Source organism: Lewinella sp. (genome assembly GCF_050633125.1).
GTDB lineage: Bacteria > Bacteroidota > Bacteroidia > Chitinophagales > Saprospiraceae > Lewinella.
Genome location: NZ_JBOEFX010000071.1, coordinates 48,757 through 61,850, shown reverse-complemented (window position 1 = coordinate 61,850; position 13,094 = coordinate 48,757). Strand labels below are relative to the sequence as shown.

Sequence of the window (13,094 nt, the reverse complement as noted above, 5' to 3'; positions counted from 1 at the left end):
GGGCTACCATCCAGCGGCCCGAGGCGGTGGTTGGGGAAAGTAGGAATGCCAAAAGCATTGTACACGGGCAAGTGCACAGCATGCTGGTTCACCGCACAGGCCTCCCCCTGCCGATCCGGGTGTTCGATCACAGTGAGGCTGAGGACACCGTTGGAGGAGGAGACGTAGATTTTGCCATCCCGGGCCAGTTGCCCCATGAAAAAGGAGGCAGGGAACCAGGGGTCGAGTGCGCCGTCGAAGACGGCTACAGTGTCTTGGGTGGTCGCAATATCAGGGGCTAGGAGATCGTATTGATAAATATATCCTCGATTGATCAGGTAAAGAAAATGAGAGTCGTGGGAAATGGCTGCTCCGTTACTGGCACCTGCTATCGGAGCAGTAATGCGAACTTGGTTTGATAGAGTGCCTGAACAGCGATCAAAATCATAAATGTCGGCGATGGGCTCTTCATCGATGTAGCGGTTGTTGTAAGTAATAAATCTACTTCCGTCTGGTGTATACAATGCTTGTCCAAAACCTGAGCGAATACTATCACCAATGATTTGATCCTCGTGACGAGTTATCCCTTCAGGATTTACCAAAAACCTCATATATTGATTGCTATCCCAGTATGGCCAAATAATCCACCAATCGCGACCATTAGCATGGCGGCAGGCTGTGAGTTGGCCTCCATGAACCAAATACTCTTCCAATAGTTCATTTTTTATAGTAACATGGCCTTGCCCCTCATTTGCTTCCATATCCAAAATAGAATAATACAACTGCTCTCCTGCCACATCGGATAATTCATCATAATACGTAATATGAGTACTTAGGATAAGGAACTGATTAGGATTCTCAGGAAAAGGGAGTAATAGCGTTCCTTGCGGTATGTCATAACCTCTGTCTAAGGCTCCGGTATACATGGAGTCTCCGTTTAAAATAGGTACGTGGTTAGCGTTAAACAATTCCTTGCCATTAAAATAAAAAAGTAATGCCCCTTCAGTATCACTCATAGACGTATTGTTAACCTCTACTCTATATACGATTTCTTCTTCAGGACCAACGGTAAGCTTATTGTTGTCAAATTTCAATACGGAGATTCCGAAAGAGTCTAGGTCTGCTACTCCACCACCATACCCCAAAAGCCAAGTATTGTCTGGGAATTGAGCATATAGTAGGTTGGTAATAAAAAGTAAAGCGATGCTAAAGCGTAATGATATGTTCATACCCATAGATTAAAAGCCAGAGCAAAGGAAACCTTTGCTCTGGCTGAAACGATCTTGAAAATTTATTTACTGATAACAAGTTTGCGATTCACTTGGGAACCGTCTGCTAGATACAGTCTAAGAAGGTAAATACCTGATACAAGGTTGTCCTGTAGTTGATAATTGCTACCTCTGGAAGCAACTGCCCAAGTTTGGTGCAGTTTACCCGAAAGGTTGTAGAGTTCCACGTTTTGCAATCTATCTAGGTACTCGCCGCTGATTTGGAAATAGTTGCTAGTAGGATTAGGGTAAATTTGCCATGATGAGGGGTTCGTCACGTCGTCTTCTACACCTGATAACTTACTATCAGCAGTGGGCGTATCAGCAGTATCTTCCCTTTGTAGTGCTTGGATACTGATGCAGTTCACTCCTTTGAAGTTGTACTCGCCAATGCCACGCAGCATAGCGCGGGCACGGTGTACAGCGTTGCCGCCTTGGAGGGGGCATTGGTAAGCGATTTGCTCCAGGGTACTGATTTCACTGCTCCCCAGTGCGGGTAATATCCCAGCCCATACCTCCAACTGGATGGCATTGACCGTCTGCTGATTGGCGGTGAAAATATCAGGTGTGGCTAAATTATCATTAGCTGTGATGAGGTTTGTGGCAGCTGCTTCCCGGTTGGTCTTGGCGGTTTGTTGCAAGCTTCTCAGTTGGGTAAGCTCAGTAGCAATGTCCGCATTGGTATCGGCGTAATCCCCCTGCAAGTCGGCCCGTTCGGTATCGGTGGTCGCTTGCAGGTACTGCGTTTCCAGGTTCTTTAAATTTACCAGATGCGTCTTCACGGCATCCAGATGCGCCAAAGCCTGGGTCGTCTGTCCCTGGTGTACGACATTCATTTGCGCGTTCAGGGTCAGGTAACCTGCCAGTAAACTATTATTCTGAGTATTACGGAATTGCTGAAACTGCTGATCTCCCTGCCCATAAGAAGGATTGGCATTGAGCTTGGCTAGCAAGAACTTTCGCCCTTCCCAGTTGTGAAAGCTTTCGTAAGGTGCTCCTTGGTAGGTTGTGCCAGCCAGGAAACGATCCGTTTCTTTGATTAATCCGTTAAAGGGCGGAGGAACGGGTAGACACAAGGTATCCGTAGCACACAAGGCATTATTAGCCGTATTATCTGCAAGAAACCAATCTGCCCCTGGTGCATTCGAGATGCTAGGTGGCCAAAATGGTTGGGTCATAGGTTCACGGATTTTAAAAAGAGATTGTCCTATGATAAATGTAGAAGTGCTAAGATGTTCAGCACCATTTATATAACTGCCTTCCCATCGATTACCTGCGTGACTCTGTGTACCAATAAAAGATGCCTCATTGATTTTTAGCCCAGTATGATGGTCAAAAATCTCGGAGGTTCTCCACTCGGTATCCATACAGTTTTCGGAAAACTCGAAGCCGATGTATCCGCCGTCGGAGCTGTTGCAGCACAGGCGGGTGGTCTCGCAGGCCGTAAAGTGATAACCTACCAGCTCGTTGAAGTCGGTTGAGAATATTCCTACTTGCGTACTGTTTTCGTAGAGGTCGTTGTTATCCGAGTCGTTTAAGCTTATCCCCCGATAAACGCCATCGGTCATTTCTACGGGGTTGTAGAAGGTGATGTCATTGTAGTGGAGGTTGATGTTTCCTATATCCATAATGTCGATTCCGATTCCGGCACCGTGAACATTGATATGGTTATTACGTACCTGAGCCTGTTCGTTGAAGCTGGCCTCGTCTGCTCCGGCGTTGAGCATCCGGAAAGCGGCGCGCTCCTCGTAGGTGGTCGTGTTGGCAGCCAGTGGAGTGAGGGTCAATTGATTGCCCTGTACCGCAAGATAGTTGTTGTCGAGGGTACTCGTGAGGTCAATACAGAAACGGTCTGCGTCGATGGTATTATTGTTAATTTCAAAAACACCAACATCCATTCCATCCGCGCCAAAAACACGAATTCCGGTGTCGGAAATTTGCGACATGGTATTGTTTCGAGCGGAAATACTGCCAGCTTCGATATTTATACCAAAGGGCATTCGCTCCATTTTGGCATCATAAAAGAAGACAAAATCTTTTGTAGAACTAACCCCTGCTACAGAGATGTCCTGCATATCTGCCTGGATAAAAGAGTAGTTACTGTTTGCACTGAAAACACCATGCTGGAGGCCGCGGAAGAAATTCCCCTCTCCATTGAAACTACCCACCATAAGGAAACTCACATTATTGAGGCGAACCCCGGCGTGGGCTTCGCCGCCCATCTGGATACTGTAGTTAGAAGTGCCTAATAGCCCGGTCATCCCATCGAAAAGGTTTTTTTCAATTCCGTTGATACCCACATTGACTGTGCCAGGAGGGTCGTTATTGACCGATCCGATAATATCCAGACCGACGTAGTTGTCGACAAAGTCATTGTCAAAAATATCGAGGGTAGCACCAGGAAAGGCTTGCACCGCAACCTCGGCATCCTCAATGTGAGAATCGTACATTCGTAGCTCGCCTCCGGTTTCTACGGTGATGCCCTGCCACATAAATTCGCAGCCGTGTAATCCGGCTCCCTGACCGTCGGGTTCGTTTACGGAAAACAGCATCAGGCTGGCATTATTCTCTATCACGATCTCTGCATCGGGCAGCATTCGTAGCGCACCGGAAGTAAAGAGTACATCAGACTGAAAACTCTGGGTTAGCACATCCGGTCCAACGATTAGTGTACCACTAATGGTCACACAGTAATTGGTTAAGTCGATGGTGTTGGGAGACAATAGTCCATTTTGAGCTAAAGCTGCCAGTGGGGTGTTTTGCCACAAGGTACCCGTACCCGCTACCACATTGACCGCATTGGGGCCAGTGCAAGGGCATACCAAAGGCGAGAAACAGGCATCTACCGGAAACTTCGGATTGAAAAAGACATCGGTTTCTTCACAGTTATTCATCACTGTATGTTCTACGCTGTACAAGTCGTCCATGGCAGGTTCGGCAATAGGTATCGTCACCGGATTTCCCTGGTATGCTGTGCCATTGATTAGCCAGGAGTGGGTTCCTGTAGCATTGATGGCAGTAAAAGTGACCATTTCCGTAGTACAGTCTTGCACATAGGTAAAACCAGCCTGAATAAGATCACAATCAAGACAAGCTTCAATGAGGATATCTACTTCGGTAGATCGAAATTCATCAAAACATTCGTTCAATACAATATGCTCTACCGTGTAGTTTTCGTCGTTGGTGAGATCGTTGATGGGTATCGTTAATGGATTCCCTTGATACGTTACCTCATTGATGATCCACGAGTGAATACCAGCCGAATTATTGGCCGTGAAGGTTATTGATTCGGCAGTACAATCTGGTGCAAAGGTATAGCCTGTTTGTAAGGGATCGCAATTGTCGCATTCTTCTAACAATACATCTGTCAGGTTCGGATCGTCGATACAGGTACCCAAGGCGACTCCTCCTAGCTGGACAGTAAATCCATCTCCTGCACCAAGTGGGCTGCTGTTCAAATCGAGTACCAGTCGAACTGGTCTACAGTCACCGTTAGGAACTACATTTGTTACAGTGTACTGATTAGAGGTAAAATCTCCATTGCCGAACAAAACTCCGGGCAGAGAAGGCAAGTCCAGGGTCAAGTTTACATCACGTGCTCCGGTGGAAGATCCGGTCAGGCAGATTTGATAATCTATGATAACTCCCTCGTCTTCGCAAGCCGCCAATACGTTGGAAGTAATCGTGAGTTGGTTGTCGCAGTTTTGAATGACGGAGACGTTGTCGATGCCGAAGTCAAGATTAACTGGAAATGTCCACTCTATATCTTGTCCTAAAGCCGCGTTGTTATTGTATGCGATCAAGTAATTAATGGGCACTCCTGTATTATTGGTCCATGTATATGGCCCGAAACGGCTAGGTGTAGTTCCTATTTCAAGGTTTTGCGTAATTAGAAACCCGTCATTTCCTGTCCTGATACAGTAAATATCATTATTACTCTGGCTCGCAGTACAATTGCCGTTGAATATATTGGAGGCACAAGGAGGTAAAAAGCTACCGTAGAATTCCAGGAAGGAATAATCTTGCGCACTATGGAATCGAGAGTGGACGTCGAATTCAAGTGTAATACTACAGCCTGGAAAAATGGGCTGCGTAAGTGGCAGAAATATCGATTCACAGTTTGTACCGTTATTGTTCATTTGATTAGGCACAAAACGACCTACCATATAGGCGTAAAGATTGCCATTTAATTCAGCTCTTATTCCTGGTGTATTTGCTCCGGAAAGATTAGTTCCAAAGGGGTCACATGCTTGTAAGGTTGTTTGAGAAAAAAACAAATTATATCCTCCCGTGCCTGGAAGGGTCATGAAATCCTCAAAATCACTCCAGCCCACAATGTTTTCCTGTTCTCCACAAGCAGGGCCGCTACCTACAATAACCTGCCCATCGGACAATTCAATAGCAATGGTGACAATTGCATCGTCACAGATGCCATCACAGCCGGAAATTGTGTAGCAAACCGTAAAAACCTGGCCGGGAGAAAACCCTCGAATAGAGAACTTTGTATCATCGGGGTCGTCATTGACAACTATGACATTAATCAGAGGATCACAGGCGTATACCTCTACTGTTGCCCCACTGGGTAAGAAGTCATTTCCAGTTATGGTAGCATATTCAATTTCAACACTGTAAACAGGCGTTGGACTACCACTAACGATTAAATCATCAGGAGATAAAAAGATAAGATCGTTTACGGCAACTACGGCACAAGCTGTGGAGCAGGCAGGAATACCACCATCCAGAACTTGATACCCCAATTGGCAGAGAATACCTTTTTCTTCTGTAGATACAAAGCGATTAGCGGTGGCATCCGCCAATTCCGAGACCATCACATAATCTGCATTGTCACAATCGCCATTGAGGTGGCTGAGAACGTTAACGATGAAGCTGTTCTCTGAAGGAAAATCTACCGCGTCATATTCCCCCCATACCGTTGCTTGCTCATTGGTGCCGTAAGCAAACTGGACACTGTTGCAATCGTAGCTGATCTGATTGGGTGATGATAACCCATTGTAGCTATGATCGTCACAACATGCTCCGTTTGTTACTCCTTCTAACAAGTCGTCGTAACCGCTAACGGTATTCCCTTTTAGCTCTCGATCCCAAGCGGTATAAAACCCATTTAAAGGACTGCCATCAGCAGTGATTCGGGAAGCAAAGCCAAGAACATGAAGTGCTTCGTGAAGGACAATTGAATACAAATCATAATCCCCATTCATTACACCAGGATTATTCGGGGGCCCTGTATCCATATCAAGCGTATGCCAACTTCCTGTATCGCTGACATCAATCCTGCCAACTACGTAATTGTCATCCAGGATGCCACCGAAATCACTGTCGGTATTGATATATTCCCAAATGACGCTGTTTTCGATGCCACAGCCACCACCATCGGTGTCTGCCCGATAAAACTCCGTGCCAGCAGCTAATGCTCCGGCAAAAAGGGCATCTTTCCGGATACGAATAGGAATTTCGGTAGCTTGAGATACGAAGAGTGTTGACAGGTACTCGAATACACTACAGATCGTAGTGATTTCCTCTGGCGTAAAATTTGAAGTAAACTCAAGAGCAAAATATCCGCTTTGGGTACATTCCAAACCACCAAAATTAATCGCTAAGTCTTCGTAAGTATAGGAATTGCCAAACCGATCCAGTAGCTCAGCGGAAGACGACGACGAAGAGCCTGGGCTTTGAGCATTGACTGGATTGGAAATCACGCCACAAAATCCTGTAACATGATGATCGACCGTGATATCCAACTCCTCTGTCGACCCCTGAATACCCAGCGTATAAGAAAGCGAACTCTGGTCGGAACCAATCGTAAGGTTGAAGCAAGCCTGGGTGGTCCCCCAGGGGAAAGAAAGGGACTGCCCGCTAAAATTACTCAAGTGAGGAAGCTTATTTCCAACGATTTCTACGAAAATCGTGTTGTTAAAGGTTTGAATACCTGCGTTTTTATCGACACATATCTGGATCACTTCACCGGGTTGTGTGCTTATCGCTGCCTCCGAAAAGACAAAGGGCGAAGTTGTTAGTAAAAACGGCGGATGATGTTTTGCGGGGGGGGGGGGCAGCAGCCCAAATGCTATTCACAAATAGCAAAACAATAAAAACGTACAAGGAGCGCATTGCTGTTGTAGACATACATATAGTTTTTAGAAAAAGCACGAGAGAGCGTCACTTTTTCAGGTTAAGAATCAAAGAATGTTTGTGTATGTATGCAAAACCTGTAGAAAGAACTCATCTTTGGTGGGATGAGCGCGTATATAAAACAACGCTATATTAGTTCTTTTGGATTGGAAAAGCAAGTTGCTTTTGTCTTTTTAACACTTGTGGTTTCCAGGGGTTTAAACCACCAAAGGTACTAAGATGGTTGGGGTTTTTGATGGTTAGTAAAAATAGGTATATTGATGGTCAATCATGTTTTTTTGTCCTTACTTAGTTCAAAATCTCGCTACATCGGGGGAATTCATGAATTTACCCTAGTAAATATCCCCTTCTTATAATCCCTTATATTTCCTGATATGGTTCAAAAAAATATACCTTAGATAATTCAAAAATAACCCCTTCACCACCAAATACAGATTGTCAAATGTATACCTCTTTCCTCGTTCACATCGATCAGCATATCGCCACAGTTAGCTTCAATCGGCCGGATAAGGCCAACGCGCTTCATGAAAAGGCTTGGGAGGAGATGCCCGTTATTTTTCGTGAGTTACACGAGAATCCTGAAGTAAGGGTAATTATCCTACAGGGAGAAGGCCGCAATTTTTGTGCAGGGATCGACCTCACCGTATTGATGAACCTGCAACGCTTTAATACCATCTCTTGCGAAGGGCGTAAGCGTGAGGCATTGCGCGGGTTTATCTTCAAATTGCAAAATGCGATCTCTGCCATCGAGGAATGCCGTAAACCGGTGATCGCCGCCATTCACGGTGCTTGTATTGGTGGGGGAGTGGATATTGTGGCCGCTTGTGATATGCGCTACTGTACGGAGGATGCCTATTTTTCTATCAAGGAAATCGACTTGGGCTTGGTTGCTGATATTGGCACCTTGCAGCGTTTGCCCAAGATTTTGCAGCCGGGGATTGTTGCCGAAATGGCCTATACCGGCCGCAATGTACCCGGAACAGAAGCTGCGACCATTGGCCTTTGTAACCGTACTTATGCCAGTCAAGAAGATCTCCTGAAAGGGGTGCAGGAACTTGCTGCGACTATCGCTTCAAAATCTCCACTTTGCATACGTGGTACCAAAGAGATACTGCTCTATTCGCGTGATCACACCGTCGCAGAATCCCTCAACTACATGACGGCCTGGAATGCTTCTATGTTTTTCTCCAATGATCTGGTCGAAGCTTTTTCGGCAAATATGGAAAAACGAAGCCCTAAGTTTGAAGGGTGATAGGGAAACTTGCCTGTATGGGACTTTAAGGTGGTGTTTGTGCAAGGCAAGCCTCACGGTATTAGGTACTGGGTACTTGGTATGAGGATTAGATTTTGCCAAAGTCAACCTATATCCCATCTTATATGCCCTTGTAATCCCTTACATGGTTCAGAAAAAACATTCTTAAGTACCTCTTTGGTGATTCAAAAATCAAGCAGGAAACACCAATAAATCCGGTTGCTGATAGACGGTATTGGCAGGTGGCGGAAACAAAGTCTCTGGGCGGTAATGAGTGAGGAGCAAGCCCTTGAAGTTGTCTACCAGTCGCGGAAATTCAGCTAATAACTCCGGAAAGGTAGCCGTGGTGCTTTTACTCATGAAATACCAAACGACTTGTATAGAGGCTTCGGTAAGGGTGCGGTGATACTTGGTACCATCTCCGAAGGTTTGGTCGAACGTTTGAATTTGGGAGCACATTAACTGGCGGGCTTCCTCCAAAGGGTGTTGCTGTAGAAGAATATAGGCTAACCGCAAGTGGGCCGTATGGCTAAACCACTGAGGAGGTAAGGTACAGTCGGCAAATTGTTGGCTAAACTGCTCGTTGGTAAGTTGGTAGTGGGCTTCCATAATTGTTGGTTTTGGTTAGACGAATTGGATGCATTGCGTAAGCGATGTGAAAGGGTGGTGCGCAGCACCAGCCCCGACCGCAGGGAAGGGGCCAAGTGAATAACGCGCCCTGTAACGTAGCGACCCCGTAGCACAGCGGAGGGGGTACGCCCAAATAATGACCAGCCAAGAACTTAAGCAAGTGCTACTCTGCGATGAGCTCCAACACTTTCTCCACGACATCTTCCACATTGGGCTTGCTGATGTAGTTGCCATCGTCGCCATAAGGCGGGCGGTAAGCCGTGCCCGTCAACGTACTTGGGGTAGCGTCTAGTTGAAAGTACCCGCCCTGGTCTTCCAGGATGTGCTGCATTATGTAAGCGGCAGCACCACCGGGAACGTCTTCATCGACGACCAGTAGCCTATTGGTTTTGCGTAAGCTGGCACTGATGCGGTGCTCCAGGTCAAATGGCCAGAGGGTTTGCACATCAACGATTTCGATGTCTACGCCCATTTGGGCCAATGTTTTAGCTGCTTCGGCGACGATTCGGATACAGGAACCGTAAGTGACCACGGTAAGGTCGGCACCCTCCCGGATGGTTTCTGGGACACCCAGCGGTACGGTTAAAGTATCGAGGTTGCTTGGCAGGCTTTCTTTTAGTCGGTAACCGTTGAGGCATTCAATTACAATGCCGGGATCATCACCTTGCAATAGGGTGTTGTACATGCCGATGGCCTGCACCATATTGCGAGGGACACAGAGGTGCATGCCGCGCAAGCCTCCGAGCAATACGCTCATAGGAGAACCGGAGTGCCAAATACCCTCCAGGCGATGCCCACGGGTACGAATGATGAGCGGGGCCTGCTGGAGGCCGTTACTCCGCCACCGCAAAGTAGCAGCATCATCGGAAAGGGGAGAGAAGGCGTAAATAAGATAATCGATGTATTGGATCTCGGCTACTGGCCGCAAGCCGCGCATGGCCATACCGATGGCTTGCCCCACGATCGTCCATTCCCGGATGCCGGTGTCAAAGACGCGGTGCTCGCCGTGCTTTTCTTGTAAGCCCGCCATACCTTGGTTGACGCCACCAATCTTACCAACGTCTTCTCCGAAGACATATAGTTCGGGAATACGCTCCAATGCGCGATCGAAAAAGCGATTGATAACTTCAAAGCCATTGATCTCAACAGCAGGCTCGGGGTAGGTTGCGGGCACCATAGGCACCCGGAGGGCAGCCTTGGGGCTTTCGCTGAGGTGGTGACTGCTGTAAAGGTGTTGGAGGTGCTGCTTTTCTTCCTTAATGAAGCGCGTAAGTTCTGGTGTTTCCTGGCCGTGGTAGGCAAACTGCAATCGCCGGGCGATACTCAATAATTCTGAGCGGCTAGGCGTACGCAGTTGCGTGAGCTCTTTGAGGTATTGGTCTTTGGCTGTACTGGCTGCCAGGTTTTGGACGATTTGCCCTAGCTTGTCTTGTAGCGCTTTGATGGGGTGGCGGAAATTCTCCCAGGCACGGGTTCTCGCTTCTGCGATAGCCGCTTTTGCCTTGGTTTCGAGGTCTATCAACTCTTTTTCTTCCGCTATTTCAGTTGCGAGCATCCACAAACGAAACTGTCGGTTACAGTCGTATTCTTTTTCCCACTGTAGCCGCTCTTCGCTTTTGTAGCGCTCGTGCGATCCGGAGGTAGAATGCCCCTGAGGTTGGGTAAGCTCTTCTATATGAAACAAGGCCGGTTGATGTTCGTCGCGTACTTGCTCAATGCCTTTGGTGTAAATTTCGCAAAGCGCAGGATAGTCCCAACCTTTGACGCGATGAATGGCCATGCCATCTTGATTCTCATCGGCGGCAAAGCCTGCCAGTGCTGCACTGATACTTCCCTTGATGGTTTGGTATTCGGTAGGCACAGAGATGCCGTAGCCATCGTCAGCGACGGTTACTGCCAACGGGATCTGCAGTACGCCTGCGGCGTTGAGGCTTTCCCAAAAAGCCCCCTCGCTGGTACTGGCGTCGCCGATACTACAAAAGCAAACCTCTTGTCCTTTTTTGGAAAAGGTAGGTGCTTTCAGGTGCTTGGCTTCGCGGTAAACCTTGCTGGCGTACGCCAAACCGGTAGCCCGAGCCATTTGCCCACCAGTGGTAGAAATATCAGAGGATAGATTGACTTGTGCGAGTTGAGGAATCCAGTCGCCTTGAGCGTTTGTATTTGGGGTCATGTGGTGGCCAACCATCTGCCTTCCGGCGCTGAAAGGGTCGTTTTCAGGGTCAGCATACAATTGGGCTAAAATATCTTCGGGCTTCGCCAGGTCGAGGGCGAGTAGCAGGGTATGCCCTCGGTAATAGTCTGCACGCCAGTCGCCGGCTTGATAAGCCTTGGCCATGGCTACTTGAAACAACTCTTTGCCATCGTCTGAAACGCCAAATTTGGCGCGCCCTGTCAGTACATCCCGGCGAATAACCAAGCTGAGTTCACGACTGAGACAGCAGATGTAATAATCGCGCAAAATCTCTTGACGTTCTGAAGGCATAACAGCAGTAGAAGTTGTTGTCTTGTTCAAAATAGCAGCAGTATTAATTAATAGACTCCGTAAGGCTTTCTTACCGAGTTGACAGGTAACCTATCTCTACAAAGATACGGAAATGAACCATTAGTTGGTCGTGGGAACCTTTGTGATGGAAAGGAATAAGTGATTGAAAAGGACGAAATTACGATGAGTAATTGCCGGTGTTTGCCCCGGTTACGCCTGTTTATTCTCTAGGAAATGCAAAAATGAAGCCTTTGTAAAATCATTGTAAACTAGATAGAAAAATTAAGAATTAGATCAGTTCCCAAAACAGATTTGTGAGATTATCCGTTTGGCCGCATATCTTTGGGGAGTTGTGCCTGATATTTGCTAAAGCAACTATAGATAACAGAGTTACTTGATTTACTATGCTTTAGAGGTTCTAAATGATCAAGAAAAAATGACAAAAAAGATTATTTTTTTTTCAAAGACCTGCGTGAAATGGGCTGTTTTGGGGCTATTTTGCTTTTTGTCGGTTCAGTTAATAGGGCAATCCCAAAGCCCAAGGAAATTCCGTTTACCCAATGAGTTGCGGGAAGTTTCCGGCTTGGTGATAGGGAGTATCGATAGTCTTTGGTGGCACAATGACAGTGGTAATGCTGCCGAGTTGTTTCTGACTAATGGGAAAGGCGAAATTCAGTCGACCATTAACCTTTCCTCGATCACCAATCAGGATTGGGAAGACCTGACGCAGGATGATCAAGGCCGCTTGTTTATCGGTGATTTTGGTGACAACCGTCGTGCGCGTGCCCAGTTGCAAGTATACTGTTATGATCCTGAAGAGGAAAAATTAGACAGTTTGCAGTTTTCATATCCCGATAACCTTTTTTACGATGTAGAGGCTTTTTTTTGGCACCGGGATTCTTTGCATCTTTTTACGAAAAGCCAAATTCAACGTGCCGATCTAACGACATATCATTTTGTAGTTCCGGCTACGCCTGGGCAGCATACGGCGGAGTTGCGAGATAGCTTGCAATTGAGGAAAAGGGCTGTTACTGCTGCTGCAATTCATCCTGAGACGGGGCAGGTGGCTTTATTGGCTTATTATTTCAAGTTCCGTTTGGGCTTTATCCCTTACTCTGCGGCCAATGTTTATTATTTTACGGACTATCCTGAGGGACATTTTCTAAAAGGGAAGATGCACTCGCGTCGTATTTCTCTCTTTCTGGCGACTCAGTACGAATCGCTCGATTTTCTCAGCGCTGAAAGATTGTTGGTCGCTTCAGAACAGACAGTGTTTATCAAGCCCAAGGCAAAGAGGATTCGTTGGAAGAGGTAGTTCAAGTGTAAAGGTGTA

Annotated in this window: 6 protein-coding genes; 2 read left to right on the top strand and 4 right to left on the bottom strand. The window is 46.9% G+C overall.

Annotated features, from left to right (window positions below; translation table 11 throughout):
* Together ACRBG0_RS15590 and ACRBG0_RS15585 are read right to left on the bottom strand one after the other, a co-directional pair.
* Positions 1 to 1,208 (bottom strand): hypothetical protein (locus ACRBG0_RS15590; RefSeq protein WP_431487792.1); only part of this gene is annotated, 1,208 nt, incomplete at its 3' end.
* Positions 1,209 to 1,270: 62 nt separating this feature from the next.
* Positions 1,271 to 7,225 (bottom strand): T9SS type A sorting domain-containing protein, encoded by a 5,955-nt coding sequence (locus ACRBG0_RS15585; protein ID WP_431487791.1) that lies wholly within the window; start codon positions 7,223 to 7,225, stop codon positions 1,271 to 1,273.
* A 614-nt stretch (positions 7,226 to 7,839) separates the two neighbouring features.
* Between ACRBG0_RS15585 and ACRBG0_RS15580 the strand changes: the two genes are divergently transcribed.
* Positions 7,840 to 8,649, top strand: coding sequence for a crotonase/enoyl-CoA hydratase family protein (locus ACRBG0_RS15580; RefSeq protein WP_431487790.1), 810 nt, complete (start codon positions 7,840 to 7,842; stop codon positions 8,647 to 8,649).
* Positions 8,650 to 8,841: 192 nt separating this feature from the next.
* On the opposite strand, the gene ACRBG0_RS15575 is transcribed toward ACRBG0_RS15580, so the two are convergent.
* Together ACRBG0_RS15575 and ACRBG0_RS15570 are read right to left on the bottom strand one after the other, a co-directional pair.
* Positions 8,842 to 9,258 carry a hypothetical protein gene (locus tag ACRBG0_RS15575; protein WP_431487789.1) on the bottom strand — a complete coding sequence of 139 codons (417 nt, stop codon included), beginning with the start codon at positions 9,256 to 9,258 and terminating at the stop codon, positions 8,842 to 8,844.
* Positions 9,259 to 9,442: 184 nt separating this feature from the next.
* Positions 9,443 to 11,761, bottom strand: a complete 2,319-nt coding sequence (locus ACRBG0_RS15570; RefSeq protein ID WP_431487793.1) for an alpha-ketoacid dehydrogenase subunit alpha/beta — start codon at positions 11,759 to 11,761, stop codon at positions 9,443 to 9,445.
* 505 nt (positions 11,762 to 12,266) lie between these two features.
* On the opposite strand from ACRBG0_RS15570, the gene ACRBG0_RS15565 reads away from it, so the two are divergent.
* A complete protein-coding gene (locus ACRBG0_RS15565) occupies positions 12,267 to 13,076 on the top strand; it encodes a hypothetical protein (protein ID WP_431487788.1) in 810 nt (269 codons plus the stop codon).
* Positions 13,077 to 13,094 lie beyond the last annotated feature (18 nt).